Origin of the sequence: Pseudomonas bubulae, assembly GCF_037023725.1 — a bacterium.
Classification (GTDB): domain Bacteria; phylum Pseudomonadota; class Gammaproteobacteria; order Pseudomonadales; family Pseudomonadaceae; genus Aquipseudomonas; species Aquipseudomonas bubulae.
Map to the genome: position 1 here is coordinate 2,642,475 of NZ_CP146077.1, position 15,244 is coordinate 2,657,718.

Below are 15,244 nucleotides of genomic sequence, written 5' to 3' on the forward strand. Positions count from 1 at the left end.
CTATCTACAAGAGAAGAAATAAGACAGACGCCCCAACCCGTGGGAGCGGGCTTGCCCGCGATGCAAGTACTGCGTTCTGTCAGGCAAATCGCGGTGTTGCCATCGCGGGCAAGCCTGCTCCCACTGATGCGCAGGGCGTCAGCCCTGCCAACCACCCCCCAACGCCGTCAATAACCCTACGCTGGCCTGTAACTGTCGGGTGTGCAATGCCTGCACCTGGCGCTGGGCCTGCAGGGCGGCAGTCTGTGCGGTGACTACGTCCAGGTAACTCACCGCGCCGGCTTCATAGCTGTGGGTGGCGATTGCCCGGGTGTGTTCGGCGGCGTTGGCTGCGGCCTGTTCATCGAGGCTTTCCTGTTGCAGGTCACGCAGCTGGGCGAGGTTGTCTTCAACTTCACGCACCGCGTGCAGCACCTGGCTACGGTAATGGGCTGATGCTTCTGCAAATTCGGCCCTGGCCTGGCGTTCCTGGCCATCGAGCCTGCCGCCGTCAAAAATCGGCAGGTTGACCAACGGCCCCAACGCCCAGAACCTGTTACCGGCAGACAGCAAATTGCCGCTACCCTGGGTTTGCCCGCCAAGCAGGCCGGTCAGGCTGAAGTCCGGGTACCAGGCGGCCTTGGCTACGCCGATCCCGGCATTGGCGGCGAAAACCCGGCGCTCGGCCGCGGCGATGTCGGCGCGCCGTTGCAGCAGGGTACTGGGCAGGGTGCGCGGTTGATCAGGCAGGTTTAGCGTTTGCGAGTTGGCCACCAGCTGAAAGTTGCTGGCAGGTTCGCCCACCAGTTCACCGATGGCGTGTTCGGTCAGGTTGCGTTGGGCGCGGACGTCATCCAGCTGCGCCTCGGCTTCGGCCAGTTGGCTTTGGGCGCGGGTCAGGTCGAGTTCCGAGGCGATCTGCCCCTGATAGCGCGAGCGGGTCAGTTGCAGGGCCTGAGCGTAATCATCCAGCGAGCGGGTGAGGATTTGCTGCTGCGCATCCAGCCCGTCAAGTTGCACATACAGGCTGGCCAATTGGCGTTGCAGGCTCAAACGCGCGACGGCCAGGTCATCCGCCGAGGCCTGGGCTTGAGCATCGCCCGCCGCCACCTGATTGCGGATTTTGCCCCACAGGTCGAGGTCGAAATTCAACGCAAACCCCGCCGTATTGCTGTTGTAGACCGATGGCTGAGTACTGCCGCGCAATGGACGGTTGTCCGATTGACGCTGGCGCAACGGCTGGCCACTGGCGGTAATTTGTGGGAACAGCCCAGCGTGCAACTGGCTGGCATACGCCTGCGCCGCATCGAAGTGGGCCAGTGCCGCGGCCAGATCCGGATTGGCCTTGAGCAACTGCTGTTGCAGGCTGTTCAGGCGTTCATCCTGGTATACCCGCCACCACTGTGGTGAGAGCTGGTCGGCAGGTTGCGCGCTGTGCCACGGGCCGTCGCTGGTTTGCTCACGGTAGTGCTCGGGCAACTTGAGGTCGGGTGTCTTGTAGCCTGGTGCCAGTGAGCAACCCTGCAACGCCAGGGTCAGTAACAGGGCGCTGCGATTAAGCCTTGGCTGCATGGGGGGCTCCTGCGTCGGCCAGCTTGACCGAGTCGCCTTCGCGCAAGGCGTCGGGCGGATTGTCGATGACGGTGTCGGTGGCCGTAAGGCCTTGATCGATCACCAGTCGTTCGCCCAGATCAAGGCCGATATGGATCGTTTGCAAATGCACATGCCGGGCCTTGTCGAGCACTGCCACCTGTGTGCCCTGGGCACGGAAAATCAGGGCGCTGGCCGGGATACTGACGCCATGGGTATCGGCCGGAATCGACAGCAGCGCCTCGGCATAGTCACCGGGCATCAGCGCGTCACCAGGGTTGAGGGCGACGAACTGGGCCATCAGGGTGCCGGAGCGCTGGTCAATTGCTGTCGAGTTACCGATCAGTTTTGCGTTGAACATTTGCCCTGGATGTTCCGGCACACTGAGTTGTACCTGCATGCCGGGGCGGATCACGCTGGCGTAGTTCTGTGGCACTGGCACATACAGGCGCAGCTGGTGCGTGTCGGCAAGATCGAACAGCTCGGTATCGCTGTCGGTGTCGGCCTTGATCAACTGGCCGATATCGGTATTGCGCGCGGTGATGGTGCCTGCAAAAGGTGCGCGAATGGTCTTGTAGGCTTCCAGCGTCGACAGTCGTGCGTAATCCGCCTCAGCGGCTTGGGCATTGGCCTTGGCGGCGGCAGCATTGGATAGCTTTTCGTCAGCCTCCTGGCGCGACACCGAATGGCTTGCCAGCAGATTTTGCCAGCGTGTGGCCGTAGTGGCCGCGAGCCGGGCGTTGGCTTGCTCCTGGAGCATATGGGCGCGGGTCTGCGCCAGTTGCTGATCCAGATCCGGACTGTCGATAACCGCCAGGACCTGCCCGGCCTTGACCTTGCTGCCAATGTCGGTTTGCCAGCTTTGCAGGTAGCCGTTGACCCGGGCATGGATCGGCGCCTTGCTCCAGGCCTCCAGATGCGCGGGCAGGCGCAGGGTATCGCCATGGGCGTTCTGCAGGGGCTGGAATACGTTGACAATCGGCAGTGCGGCCGCTTCGGTCCATTGGCTCACCGCGTGCTCATGGCGACTGCGGGCGGCCAGCCCATTGGCGACCAGCAAGGCGGCCAGGGTCAGGCCACCGATGCCCAGGTATATCAAGCGCTTGCGCGAGGGTTTTTGATCAGACGACATGGGAAGTTTCTCCAGCAGCAGCTCGATTTTTTTCACGGCCGTGCACCAGGCTAAAGACCACGGGCACGAACAGCAGGGTGGCAACGGTGGCTAGCATCAGACCGCCAATAACGGCGCGTCCCAGGGGGGCGTTCTGTTCTTCTGACAAGGCCAGCGGGAGCATGCCGATCATCATCGCCAGTGCGGTCATGCACACGGGTCTGAAACGTGTATAGCCCGCTTCCATTGCTGCCTTGAGAGCGTCGCCATGTTCGGCCAGGCGTTCGCGGCAGAAGCTCACCACCAGGATCGAGTTGGCGGTAGCCACCCCCATGCACAAAATAGCTCCGGTCAAGGCGGGCACCGACAGCGAGGTACCACTGAGAAAAAGCATCCACACAATCCCGGCCAGGGCCGCGGGCAGGGCAGTGATGATCACAAAAGGATCGAGCCACGACTGGAAGTTGACCACGATCAGCAAGTAGATCAGCACCACCGCGCCGAGCAGGCCGAAGCTCAGGCCGCTGAAGGCTTCATGCAGGGCATCGATCTGGCCGTGAAGGCTGATGATTGCGCCTTTGGGCCGCAGGTTGGCAGCGCCATCAATTACTTTTTGCACATCGGCCGCCACCGAGCCCAGATCGCGACCCTGAATATTGGCGTAGAGGTCCAGCGTCGGCTGAATGTTGTAGTGAGTGACCACGGCCGGGCTTTGCACACGGCTGATAGTCGCCAGCCCGCCCAGGATTTGTGACTGGCCGTTACTGCCGGTCACGGGCAGGGCTTCGAGGGCCGGCAGGCTGTCCAGACGATACTGCGGCGTTGCGGCTACCACACCATAAGACACACCGTTCTGCGGGTTGAGCCAGAAGGTCGGTGCCACCTGGGAGCTGCCCGCCAGGGAGGCCACCATGCTGTTGGTCACATCCCGTTCGGTAATCCCCAGGCCATTGGCGCGCAGGCGGTCCACCTTGACCTGCAGCGACGGGTAACCCACCGACTGCTGAATACGCAGGTCGGCAATTCCCGGTACATGTTGCAGGCGACGTTGCAGCTCCAGGGCATAGGCGCGGTTGGCCTCGTCGTCACGCCCGGATATTTTCACGTCCAAAGGCGCCGGTGCTCCGAAATTGAGGATCTGGGTGCTGATATCTGCAGGCATAAAGGCGAGCTGGCTGCCGGGGAAACTCTCCGGCAAGGCTTCTCGCAAGCGTTTTACATAGTCAGCCGTCGGGCTGTGGCCTTCTTTTAGAGTCACCTGAATATCGCCGTCCTGCGGGCCGATAGTGCCACTGCTGCTGTAGGCCATATCGATGCCGCTAAGCGGAATGCCGATATTGTCGATCACTGTGTCCAGTTGCTCGGCCGGGATGATTTCTCGAATCCGTGACTCGATGCGATCGAAGTCCGCAGCGCTTTCTTCGATGCGCGTGCCCAGCGGCAAGCGCACATGCAAGGCCAGGGCACCGGCATCGGTGGCCGGGAAAAAGTCCTGGCCCAGGCTTGGCAGCAAGGCAAAGGAGGCCAGTACACAGGCCATAAAACCCAGCAGAAAGCGTTTGCGATTGGCCAGGGCCAGTTCCAGTACGGCGTAGTAAGCGTCCCGTACTGCCGAAAAACGGCGCTCGAATCCCGCCTGAAAGCTCAGCAGTGCACGCACTGGTGCCGAGTGCTGGCGGGTGTGCTGATCGCCCTCGTGATGGTTGATGTAGCCGTCTTCCGGGTGATGCCCTGAACCTTGTTCCGGCACATGTGGCTTAAGCAGAAACATCGCTAGGGTCGGCACCAGAGTGCGCGACAGAATAAAGGAACTGCCCATGGCGAAAATCACCGACAGCGCCATCGGCCGGAACAGATAGCCAGCAATGCCCTGCAACATGAACATCGGCACAAACACGATGCAAATACACAGCAGCGACACGAACGCCGGGCCGACAATCTGCTTGGCGCCGTCCAGGATCGCATCGCGCACCGACTTGCCTTGCTCGAGGTGCCAGTTAATGTTCTCGATGGTTACTGTGGCATCGTCCACCAGAATCCCCACCGCCAGCGCCAGCCCGCCAAGGGTCATGACGTTGAGGGTTTGCCCGCTCAGGGCCAGCAGGGCGATGGCCGACAGCACGGCCAGGGGGATCGACACGGCAATGATCAGGGTTGAACGCCAGCTGCCGAGGAACAGCAGAATCATCGCGCTGGTCAGCAGGGCGGCAATGATGCCTTCCTGAGCCACGCTGCCCACCGATTGCTTGACGAACACCGAAGCGTCGCCCAGCAACGAGGTTTTCAGCGACGGTGGCAGGGTTTCGTTGATACGCGGCAGCATTGCGCGAATGCCGTCGACGATCGACAGGGTGGAGATATTGCCGTTTTTCAGCGCCGGCATCAGCACCGCACGATGGCCGTCGACGCGCACGATATTGGTTTGCGGCGGCGAGCCGTCACGTACGTGGGCCACTTGGCCGATGGTGATCAGCGCGCCGTTGACGGTCTTGATCGGCAGGTCATTGAGTTCGTCGATGGCCTTGGGGCTGTTGTTGAGCAACACCGTGTATTCATAGGTGCCAAGCTTGGCGGTGCCCACCGGGATGATCTGGTTTTGCGCCGCCAGGGCATTGCCCACATCCTGTGCGGACAGGCCTTTGGCAGCCAGTGCCTGGGGGTCAAGGTCGAGGGTGATCTGGCGTTGCTTGCCGCCCATCGGGGTGGGCATGGCCAGGCCCGGCAGGGCGCTCAGGGGCAGACGGATATTGTTCTGCACCAGGTCGCGGATTTTGGCTTCCGAAAGTGTCGGGCTGGAGAACGCCAGTTGCAGGATCGGCACCGTGGACGCGCTGTAATTAAGGATTAGCGGCGGGGTAATCCCCGGCGGCATCTGCTTGAGCACGGTCTGTGACACGGCGGTCACTTGCGCGTTGGCGGTGCGAATATCGACGCCGGGCTGGAAGAAAATTTTCACGATGCCCATGCCGGGCAATGACTGCGACTCGATATGTTCGATGTCGTTGACCGTGGTACTCAGCGAGCGTTCGTAGGTGTAGATCACCCGGCCGGCCATGTCGGCAGGTGCCAGGCCGGTGTATTGCCAGACCACGGCGACTACCGGAATGCCAATATCAGGAAATACATCAGTAGGGGTCCGCACAGCGGCAAGTGGCCCGATGATGCAGATGAAAATCGCCAGCACGATAAACGTGTACGGCTTGTGCAGTGCGGTCTTTACCAGCCCGAGCATGCCAGAACCTCCGAGGAGTGGAATTGCAAACCTCGGCAGTCTCACCGCTCAAACCTAACGTTCAGCTTTCAGCAACGTGAAGGATCCTTTAGGAAAGGGCTGAAATTCCCTTCATTTTCATTCATTTGGCGCAAGGCGCGAGGCGCCGCAAGCTTGCGGCCTACTCTATTGTTTCGAGGCCCGACTGCGATGAACCTTAAACCGCTTCTGCTGATTCCGTCCCTGAGCCTGGTGCTGTTGCTGTCGGCTTGTGCAGGGCCCATGCCCAAGCAGGACCCGGGCGAAGCCTGGATCGGACTGAAAGAAGAGGGCAACAGTGACCTGATGGCCGAACGTGTAGACGGCAAAAGCATCAACGATGGCCGCTATTTTGAAGTCACGCCTGGTGCCCACCGGCTGGACGTGACCCTGTATGAAGGTGCCACGGGTGATGAAAACCAGGTGGATTGCCAGGGCAAGGTCAACTACAGCGGGTTTAAAGCGGGTGAGCATTACGAATTGATCGAATCGAGCCTGGGGCCTGAAGTGAGTGCACGCCTGGTGGATGGCCACGGCAAGGAAGTGGCCCACACGGCGGACTTCACCTGTATGCCGGGGTGAGATTGCGATCCCTGTAGATACGCTGTTGCCGGTCAACCCTCCCTGTGGAAGCGAGCCTGCTCGCTCCCACAGTTGAAATGTCCTTCAGACTTTGTAGCCACTACCGAAGGAACGAGGGCATCAAGTGAACGATTTGACGATTTTGCCCAGGGTCTCCATGGCCTTTTCGCAGGCAGCATCCCATGGGCTGCCGTAGTTCAGGCGGATGCAGTTTCTAAAACGTTGGGTAGCCGAGAAGATCGGCCCCGGCGCAATGCTGATACCTTGGGCCAACGCCATCTGAAACAGCTTGAGCGAGTCCATTTGCTCGGGCAGCTCCAGCCACAGAAAGTACCCTCCCGATGGCTGGCTGACCCGGGTTTGTGCCGGGAAATAACGCCCTATCGCTGCCAGCATCGCGCTTTGCTGCTCTTCCAGGGCATAGCGTAATTTACGCAGGTGGCGGTCATAGCCGCCATGTTGCAAATAGTCGGCAATCGCCGCCTGGGCTGGCATGGAGGCGCACAGCGAGGTCATCAGTTTAAGCCGCTCGATTTTCTGCGCGTAACGCCCCGCAGCCACCCAGCCAATGCGATAGCCCGGGGCCAGGCTTTTGGCAAACGAGCCGCAATGCATCACCAGCCCTTCGGTATCAAACGCCTTGGCCGGCTTGGGCGGGTGCTGACCGTAATACAGCTCGGCATACACATCGTCTTCGATCAACGGCACCTGATGGTCACTCAGCAACTTCACCAGTGCCTGTTTCTTGGCCTCTGGCATGGTCGCGCCAATCGGGTTCTGAAAGCTGGTCATGCACCACACGGCCTTGATCGGGTGGCGCTCAAGGGTTTGTGCCAGCACGCCGAGGTCGATGCCATCTCGCGGGTGCACCGGGATTTCCACGGCCTTGAGCTTGAGCCGTTCCAGCACTTGCAGGCAGGCGTAGAACGCCGGGGCTTCGATGGCCACCAGATCACCGGGTTCGGTGACGGCCTGCAGGCATAGATTGAGGGCCTCCAGCGCACCATTGGTGATCAGCAGTTCCTCCATCGGCAGCATCAGCCCGCCGACCATATAGCGCAGGGCGATTTGCCGGCGTAATTGCGGGTTGCCGGGGGACATGTCGGTCACCACCATGCGCGGGTCCATTTCGCGGCTGGCGGTGGCCATCGAGCGGGCAAGGCGTTGCAAAGGGAACAGCATCGGGCTGGGGAAGGCCGAGCCAAAGGGTACGGTGTGCGGATCCTTGATCGAGTCCAGCACCGAAAACACCAGGGCGCTGACATCCACCTGGGTGGACTCGGTGACGTGGCTGCTGAACACTGGCTCGCAAAACGGACTGGGTGCATGGGTGTTGACGAAATAGCCTGAGCGCGGCTTGGCCCGGATCAAACCGCGACGCTCCAGCAAATAATAGGCTTGAAAAACCGTCGAGGGGCTGACGCCGTAGGTCTGGCTGGCATAGCGCACCGAAGGCACGCGCTGGCCGGGGCCGAGCACCCCGGAGCGAATCAGTTCGGCAATATCGTCGGCAAATTTTTCGTAGCGTTTCATGGAATAAGGCTCGGTCCGGCGTTGGGTTACTGGCGGGGCAATGGTGTGGGAGCGGGCTTGCTCGCGATGGCCTGACTGCGATTTGCCTGACACACCGCAGCAATCCTGTCGCGAGCAAGCCCGCTCCCACACAAAGTATTTGCAGCTTAACGGTTCAGCGGGGCAACAAAACGGCTTTTGGCCACACTGCGCACGCTCGGTTCATCAGTGTCAGTGACCACAAACTCGATGGTCTGCGAGCTGCTTTTCGGGCGCTCGGCCAGCAGGGCCACAGACACCGGTACGTCGACAATCTCGCCGGGGGCCAGGGTCAGTTCGGTTTTACCCTGCAACTGGAACGCCTCGCCGTCCTGCAACGAAACCCGGTAGTGCTGAGGCTCCTGGGTCTTGTTGATGATTTTCAGGCTGTAGATATTCTCGATCTGGCCCAGGCTGTTCTCACGGAACAGACCGCGATCCTTGATCACATCCAGGGACACCATGGTGCGCATATTCAGCGCCATCACCAGCGCGCCGATCATCACCAGCAGCACCACGGCATAGCCGATCAGGCGCGGACGCAGCAGATGGGTCTTGCCGCCTTGCAATTCGTGCTCGGAGGTATAACGCACCAGGCCCGGAGCGTAACCCATTTTCTCCATCACCGAGTCGCAGGCATCGATACAGGCCGCGCAGCCGATGCACTCCATCTGCAAGCCATCGCGAATATCTATCCCGGTGGGGCATACCTGCACACACATATAGCAATCGATGCAATCACCCAACCCGGCCTGCTTGGGTTCGACCCCGCGTTTGCGCGGGCCGCGGTTTTCGCCGCGGGCAACATCATAGGAAATGGCCAGGGTGTCCTTGTCGAACATCACGCTCTGGAACCGTGCATACGGGCACATGTGCATGCACACTGCCTCGCGCAGCCAGCCGGCGCTGATATAGGTGGCGCCGGTGAAAAACAGCATCCAGAACAGGCTGATACCGGCGATCTCCAGGGTCAGCAGCTCTGTGGCCAGTGGCCGTACCGGGGTGAAATAACCGACAAAGGTCAGTGCCGTCATCACGCTGATGGCCAGCCACAACGAGTGCTTGGCCGTTCGGCGCAGGATCTTGTTCAGGCGCCAGGGCGCTGCTTGCAGCTTTATGCGCTGGTTTCTGTCACCTTCGGTGATCTTTTCGCACCACATAAACAGCCAGGTCCAGGTGCTCTGCGGGCAGGTGTAGCCACACCATACGCGCCCGGCAAATACCGTGATTGCAAACAGGCCAAAGGCGGCAATGATCAGCAGTGCCGAAAGCAGGATGAAATCCTGCGGCCAGAAGGTCGCGCCGAATATATGAAACTTACTTTCAGACAAGTCCCACAGCACTGCCTGACGGCCGTCCCAGTTGAGCCATACGGTGCCAAAGAACAGTAAAAACAACAGGCCTGCTCCCACGATTCGCAGTGTGCGAAACAGGCCGGTGAAACTGCGGGTATGAATCAGGTTGTCGCTGGACTTGTTATTGGTTTTTGCGGCTCTTGGTCGGGGAGCCTCAAATGATTCAAGTATCTGGACGGGAATTTGTTCGCTCATGGTCTTTCGCTCATCAGCCTCCATCAGGCCCGAGCACTATGCCCAGCGAACTGTTTGCATAACAGGCTCAGTTATTTGAATTAAAACCGGATCAGATGGCGCCTTCAGGCGGCCTGCGACAATCGGCTGCACCCGAGGTTCTGCCCCGGTTTTGCTGGCTTTGCACGCCTGTAACGCAGTTGGGTGGTACAGGGGGTGATCGGGGTCAAGAAAATCTGCGAATCACGGTCTGATGGGTTGTGATGACTTGTGCATGTCAGCCCCACATGCGGCCTTGATAAAGGCTTGATCGAGGGTGCTGGCCTGATAGTGATATTTGAACGCTTCACCGTCTTCAAAGTGTAGGAATTTCTGTTGGCTGATCATGTAAAAGCCTTGGCAGTTTTCGCTGATTTCATCGACATTGTGCGAGGACACAAGGATTGCCGCCCCGTCCTGTGCCGCACCGCGCAGGCATTGCCAGATATGAAAGCGAAATTCCGGATCTACCCCTGCAGTGGGTTCATCCAAAATGTAGAAATCAGCTGCGATCGACAGCAGTGAAACGGTGAAGAACCAGCGTTTTTCACCGTAACTGCACAGAGAGGATTTTTTGCTCCAGATCTCGTTGTAGCGGTCAAGGATTCGAGGGCTCCAGCGGGCCAGCTTCTCTTGTATATGGCATTTGTTAATGGGGGCGGGCGAGCAGAGTAAGGCCGTCATTTTGAAAATGTCATACATGCGCAACGCGGGAGGTGTCATTAGCGTCTGAGATAAATAAAGTTGTTGAGTAAAAGGGTTTGTGATCTGGCCATTATCTGGTTTTTTTAAACCGCATAAAATATCAAAGAACGTGGTCTTGCCTGCACCATTAGGTCCTAGTAAACCAGTCATTGAGCCTGAGCAAACCTGCAGGCTAGCTTGGCTGAAAAGCGGTTTTTCTGGGTAGCGGAAATCAATGCAGTCTGCCTGTAAAATACTCATTAGTAGCGGCTCCATACTGGATTGATACGCAAGTACTTGCAGGCCAATAACAAGGCGATGATGAAGGTCACAAAAATGCTGATAATGATTTTCCATAGCGGTTGTATACCCTGTTGCATAATGCTTTTGCCAAGGCTTAGAGGGTTGAATAATTCAATTGGGAAATAGGTGGGTTCAGGAAGGGCAGCTTGTGCTACCCCGAGGGCAAGCATGATAAAAGATAAGATTGAAAAAACAGCGTTGGCCGTTTGGAAGTTGAGTGGTAGTGCGGTAATGAGCAGGCCGGGTGAGCAGAATAAAATAAAGCAACTATAAAATCGGATCATGAGTATTGAGGCTTCATAAGTGGAGTAACCCCCAAAAGGGAGCCGTGTCATCATGTAAAAAAACAAGCAGTACAAGCAGGCGATTGTGGAGTAAGCGATGAGTTGCGCTATCAGGAACACTGCTCTGGCGTGTGGCGTATAAATGAATGAACGGATGAAACCACTTTCTCGACGGCCAATGATATAAAAAGAAAATCCAAAGAACGCTACGCTTGAAGATATATAGGCATAAAACCATGCGGTGACAGCGCTGTAATCTTGATTGAAATTATCGTCTCCTTTCGAGTAGATCAGCAGATAGAAAACAGCACCGGGCGACAGTAATATCCAGAACAGTGCAGTCGGTTCCTTGAGCTGTTCCTTGATAAAAATCATGGCCAGTTGAAAGGCTCGAGATCCTGTATTCTTGTGCATGTGGTACCTGCTAAGGGAAGGGCATCCTTGTAGATTTAATACCGGCCTTAAAGTTTGTCAAAAATATGCACATCTTGTTTAAGATTGCTCCTACAGTGGTCGTATAGTTTTCCCTGTGGCTTATTAAGGCTTCCTGAAACCTTTGCGATGATCTTATTTCATTTGCGTGAGGGCTTTTATATGCTTTGGCTGAAAATATTAAAAAATTTCAAATGCTTGTGAATGTTTGTTTGTTTTTGGTAGGGCCTGTTTTAAAGAATACTTGTAAGCCCGCTCTGTAGTACGGGTATGACTTTTTTTCAAAAAAAGCGACGAGCGGCATGCTGTTTGAATGTGCGCTGCCATGCCGCTCCTTGTTAATTGCCGTAATTAGAACTTTTCAGTCTTTACCTTTCGCGGCACTTGTTCACAGGGCGGGTCACCCATGGGTTGCGGGTCACGCTCGGGCGGCTCCTGTTGCGGTTGTGGCTCGGGAACGGGCGGCAAAGCTGGCTGGTCGATATTGGGGTCAGGGGTTTCAGGTGCAATGGGGATACTCATCACGATGACCTCTCGGTGGCGGGATGTAGAGGGCTGTCGGAAGGTTGACCGTGTGATGGCAGGTTTGATTCCGCTCACGTGACCGACGGCGCACTGCGCTGCGCGTACCGCAATATTTGCATGGGTTTTGCATAAACCAAGGGTAATTAGCCCTCACGGGGTGCCCCACAAGAGCTAGTCTTGGTGGGACTGTGGATTCAGGACATAGGCCAAGTCGAAGACCGAAACGTATGCACAGGCATGCACAACCTTTACCAGACGGAGAGCAGCATGAGTTCGAGCATGGATACTGGTAAAGGTAAAGACTCGCTGTTACCCGCCCCTACGGACATCGACGCACTGACCAAAGCCGAACACCCCGATCCGTTTGCGGTGCTGGGGCCTCACGCCGATGCTGCAGGCGGGCAGTTTGTCCGGGCTTTTTTGCCCGGCGCGGTCAGTGTCAATGTACTCGCCAGGGATACCGGTGAAGTACTCGGGCGCCTTGATGACGCACAAGTCACCGGCCTTTTTGTCGGGCATTTCACACAGGCGCGGCCGTACTTGCTCCAGGTTGATTGGGGCAATGCCGTGCAAACCAGCGAAGATCCTTACAGTTTTGGTCCGTTGTTGGGTGAGATGGACTTGTACCTGTTTGCCGAAGGCAACCACCGTGATTTAAGCAGCTGCTTCGGGGCGCAATTGCTGGAGGTTGATGGCGTGCCGGGGGTGCGCTTTGCCGTGTGGGCGCCAAATGCGCGGCGGGTGTCTGTGGTAGGCGATTTCAACGGCTGGGATGGCCGTCGCCACCCCATGCGCCTGCGCCACGCCAACGGCGTGTGGGAGCTGTTTGTGCCGCGCCTGCAGGCGGGCGAGGCGTACAAATACGAAATCCTTGGCGCCCACGGCATCTTGCCGCTCAAGGCCGACCCCGTGGCGCTGGCCACTCAGTTGCCGCCTGATACGGCGTCGAAGGTGGCGTCACCCCTGGCCATCGAATGGCAGGATGGTGACTGGATGCAAGCCCGTGAGCAGCGTCAGCGCCGTGACGCACCGTTGTCAATTTACGAGTTACATGCAGGGTCATGGCAGTGCGAGACTGATGATGTTGGCGACATCGAGCGTCAGTACAGCTGGCCCGAGCTGGCCGAGCGCCTGATCCCTTACGTGCAGCAACTGGGTTTCACCCATATCGAGCTGATGCCGATCATGGAACACCCGTTTGGAGGCTCCTGGGGCTATCAGCCTCTGTCACAATTTGCGCCGACGGCCCGCTATGGTTCGCCTGATGATTTTGCCGCGTTCGTCAATGCCTGTCATATGGCCGGTATCGGTGTGATTCTGGACTGGGTGCCGGCGCATTTTCCCAACGATACCCATGGGCTGGCGCAGTTTGATGGCACGGCACTGTACGAATACGCCAACCCTCTTGAAGGTTTTCATCAGGATTGGAACACCCTGATTTACAACCTGGGCCGTACCGAAGTGCATGGTTTTATGCTTGCCTCGGCCTTGCACTGGCTCAAGCACTTTCATGTCGACGGGTTGCGCGTGGATGCGGTGGCGTCCATGTTGTACCGCGACTATTCGCGCAAGGCTGGTGAGTGGGTGCCCAACCGGCATGGCGGGCGGGAAAACCTCGAAGCGATAGAATTTTTGCGCCATCTCAATGATGTGGTTGCCTACGAGGTACCAGGCGCGCTGGTGATTGCCGAAGAGTCCACGGCCTGGCCCGGCGTCAGCGAGAGCACCGATCAGGGCGGGCTGGGGTTTTCCTACAAATGGAACATGGGCTGGATGCACGATTCGCTGCATTACATCCAGCAAGACCCGGTGTACCGCGCCCATCATCACAACGAACTGAGCTTTGGCCTGGTGTACGCCTGGACCGAGCGCTTTATCCTGCCGATCTCCCACGATGAAGTGGTGCACGGCAAACACTCGCTGATCGACAAGATGCCCGGTGATCGCTGGCAGAAATTCGCCAATCTGCGTGCTTACTTGAGTTTTATGTGGGCACATCCGGGTAAGAAACTGCTGTTTATGGGCTGCGAATTCGGCCAGTGGCGTGAATGGAATCATGATCAGCAACTGGACTGGTATTTACTGCAATACCCCGAGCACCGGGGGGTGCAAAAACTGGTTGGCGACTTGAATCGTTTGTACCGCGAGCAGCCAGCGCTGTATGAGCAGGATGATGTATCGCAGGGTTTCCAGTGGTTGATTGGCGATGACGCAGCCAACAGCGTTTATGCGTGGCTACGCTGGAGCAAGGACGGTTCGCCCTTGCTGGTGGTGACCAACTTTACCCCGGTGCCGCGCGAAGGTTATCGGATCGGTGTGCCATTTGCCGGTACCTGGCAGGAGGTTATCAACAGTGATTCGGCGATCTATGCCGGTTCCGATTATGGCAACGGCGGCGGGGTGGTGACCCAGGAGGTAGCCAGCCATGGTCAGGGCGTATCGCTGGCCTTGAATCTGCCGCCGCTGGGGGTGCTGATATTGCGGCCGGTGACGGGGTAGAGCAACAGCGCCCTTACCCCAGGCCTCACCCTCGGGAGAGGGTTGGGGTGAGGGCAGGCGGGCACCTCGGTATTACAGATGCACCTCAACCGCCAACGGTAAATGATCGGATAAATGGCTCCACGGCTTATTGCCAAGGATCTCTGGATTGTGGCTGCGGGCATTGCGCAAGTAGATACGATCCAGACGCAGGAGTGGCCAGCGCGCGGGATAGCTCTTGGCCACTTGGCCGTGATGGCGCTCAAACACCTCATGCAGGTCGTCACGCTGGCGCAGGGCAGCATTGCCTTGCTGCTTCCAGTCGTTGAAGTCACCGGCAATGATCACCGGCTCATGGGGCGGCAAGGATTTGAGCAGTTGGTTGAGCAACACGATCTGCAGTTGGCGATGGCTTTCCAGCAGGCTCAAATGCACACAAATGGCATGCACATTGTCATGCCCCGGCACATCCAGCACACAGTGCAGCAAGCCGCGCCGCTCAGGCCCGGTGATCGACACATCGAGATTGCGCGAAGCCTTGATCGGGTACTTGGACAACAGGGCATTACCGTGATGACCGTCGGGGTAAACGGCATTTTGCCCGTAGGCAAAGTCGCTCCACATGCTGTCGGCGAGGAATTCGTACTGTGAGGTGGCAGGCCAGTCTTCGTAACGTGAGGCGTGCTTGCCGTGCTCGCCGAGCACTTCCTGCAAAAACACCAGATCGGCACCGGTGCTGCGCACGGCTTCGCGCAGTTCGGGCAGGATGAAGCGGCGGTTGAAGGCGGTAAAGCCCTTGTGTGTATTGACTGTCAGCACCTTGATTCGATGCACGGCAGGTGCTGTTGCCGGGGTGGCAGATAAAAGTGTATTGCCGACAGCTTGTTCGGTAGGCATGGTCACTCCT

At 58.1% G+C, this 15,244-nt stretch carries 11 protein-coding genes; 2 read left to right on the forward strand and 9 right to left on the reverse strand.

Features of this window, described 5'->3' with window-relative positions; translation table 11 throughout:
* Nucleotides 1-138: 138 nt before the first annotated feature.
* From V6L81_RS12320 to V6L81_RS12330, 3 genes are read right to left on the reverse strand one after another with little or no spacing between them, the layout of a single operon-like run.
* The gene (locus tag V6L81_RS12320) at nt 139-1,551 is read right to left on the reverse strand and encodes an efflux transporter outer membrane subunit (protein ID WP_338659959.1); all 1,413 of its coding nucleotides are present in this window, start codon (nt 1,549-1,551) and stop codon (nt 139-141) included.
* A complete protein-coding gene (locus tag V6L81_RS12325; RefSeq protein WP_095002363.1) occupies nt 1,535-2,701 on the reverse strand; it encodes an efflux RND transporter periplasmic adaptor subunit in 1,167 nt (388 codons plus the stop codon). The genes V6L81_RS12320 and V6L81_RS12325 overlap by 17 nt, the downstream gene beginning before the upstream one ends.
* Nucleotides 2,691-5,912, reverse strand: coding sequence for an efflux RND transporter permease subunit (locus V6L81_RS12330; RefSeq protein WP_338659960.1), 3,222 nt, complete (start codon nt 5,910-5,912; stop codon nt 2,691-2,693). The genes V6L81_RS12325 and V6L81_RS12330 overlap by 11 nt, the downstream gene beginning before the upstream one ends.
* Nucleotides 5,913-6,101: 189 nt before the next feature.
* Here V6L81_RS12330 and V6L81_RS12335 point away from each other — a divergent pair, with 189 nt between their 5' ends.
* The gene (locus V6L81_RS12335) at nt 6,102-6,512 is read left to right on the forward strand and encodes a hypothetical protein (RefSeq protein WP_095018837.1); all 411 of its coding nucleotides are present in this window, start codon (nt 6,102-6,104) and stop codon (nt 6,510-6,512) included.
* Between the two features lie 120 nt (nt 6,513-6,632).
* Here V6L81_RS12335 and mapR read toward each other — a convergent pair whose 3' ends face one another.
* From mapR to V6L81_RS12360, 5 genes are all read right to left on the reverse strand, one after another.
* Entirely contained in the window at nt 6,633-8,045 is a 1,413-nt protein-coding gene (gene mapR / locus V6L81_RS12340) for a GntR family transcriptional regulator MpaR (protein WP_095002453.1), read from the reverse strand.
* 146 nt (nt 8,046-8,191) lie between these two features.
* The gene (gene ccoG / locus V6L81_RS12345) at nt 8,192-9,613 is read right to left on the reverse strand and encodes a cytochrome c oxidase accessory protein CcoG (RefSeq protein WP_271351230.1); all 1,422 of its coding nucleotides are present in this window, start codon (nt 9,611-9,613) and stop codon (nt 8,192-8,194) included.
* Between the two features lie 222 nt (nt 9,614-9,835).
* Nucleotides 9,836-10,576 (reverse strand): ATP-binding cassette domain-containing protein, encoded by a 741-nt coding sequence (locus V6L81_RS12350; RefSeq protein ID WP_095018839.1) that lies wholly within the window; start codon nt 10,574-10,576, stop codon nt 9,836-9,838.
* Nucleotides 10,576-11,316 carry an ABC transporter permease gene (locus tag V6L81_RS12355; protein ID WP_337859680.1) on the reverse strand — a complete coding sequence of 247 codons (741 nt, stop codon included), beginning with the start codon at nt 11,314-11,316 and terminating at the stop codon, nt 10,576-10,578. The genes V6L81_RS12350 and V6L81_RS12355 overlap by 1 nt, the downstream gene beginning before the upstream one ends.
* A gap of 369 nt (nt 11,317-11,685) precedes the next feature.
* Nucleotides 11,686-11,856 (reverse strand): hypothetical protein, encoded by a 171-nt coding sequence (locus V6L81_RS12360; RefSeq protein WP_170943739.1) that lies wholly within the window; start codon nt 11,854-11,856, stop codon nt 11,686-11,688.
* Nucleotides 11,857-12,138: 282 nt separating this feature from the next.
* Between V6L81_RS12360 and glgB the strand changes: the two genes are divergently transcribed.
* Complete coding sequence (glgB, locus tag V6L81_RS12365) at nt 12,139-14,358, forward strand: 1,4-alpha-glucan branching protein GlgB (protein ID WP_370824168.1); 2,220 nt, start codon at nt 12,139-12,141, stop codon at nt 14,356-14,358.
* A gap of 72 nt (nt 14,359-14,430) precedes the next feature.
* Here the strand turns inward: glgB and V6L81_RS12370 are convergent, their stop codons facing one another.
* The gene (locus V6L81_RS12370; protein WP_095002370.1) at nt 14,431-15,234 is read right to left on the reverse strand and encodes an endonuclease/exonuclease/phosphatase family protein; all 804 of its coding nucleotides are present in this window, start codon (nt 15,232-15,234) and stop codon (nt 14,431-14,433) included.
* Nucleotides 15,235-15,244: the final 10 nt, after the last annotated feature.

Bases quoted from the DNA above. Each gene is read 5' to 3' on its own strand.
- V6L81_RS12320 (WP_338659959.1), bottom strand. From the start codon at position 1,551: ATGCAGCCAAGGCTTAATCGCAGCGCCCTGTTACTGACCCTGGCGTTG.
- V6L81_RS12325 (WP_095002363.1), bottom strand. From the start codon at position 2,701: ATGTCGTCTGATCAAAAACCCTCGCGCAAGCGCTTGATATACCTGGGC.
- V6L81_RS12330 (WP_338659960.1), bottom strand. From the start codon at position 5,912: ATGCTCGGGCTGGTAAAGACCGCACTGCACAAGCCGTACACGTTTATC.
- V6L81_RS12335 (WP_095018837.1), top strand. From the start codon at position 6,102: ATGAACCTTAAACCGCTTCTGCTGATTCCGTCCCTGAGCCTGGTGCTG.
- mapR (WP_095002453.1), bottom strand. From the start codon at position 8,045: ATGAAACGCTACGAAAAATTTGCCGACGATATTGCCGAACTGATTCGC.
- ccoG (WP_271351230.1), bottom strand. From the start codon at position 9,613: ATGAGCGAACAAATTCCCGTCCAGATACTTGAATCATTTGAGGCTCCC.
- V6L81_RS12350 (WP_095018839.1), bottom strand. From the start codon at position 10,576: ATGAGTATTTTACAGGCAGACTGCATTGATTTCCGCTACCCAGAAAAA.
- V6L81_RS12355 (WP_337859680.1), bottom strand. From the start codon at position 11,316: ATGCACAAGAATACAGGATCTCGAGCCTTTCAACTGGCCATGATTTTT.
- V6L81_RS12360 (WP_170943739.1), bottom strand. From the start codon at position 11,856: ATGAGTATCCCCATTGCACCTGAAACCCCTGACCCCAATATCGACCAG.
- glgB (WP_370824168.1), top strand. From the start codon at position 12,139: ATGGATACTGGTAAAGGTAAAGACTCGCTGTTACCCGCCCCTACGGAC.
- V6L81_RS12370 (WP_095002370.1), bottom strand. From the start codon at position 15,234: ATGCCTACCGAACAAGCTGTCGGCAATACACTTTTATCTGCCACCCCG.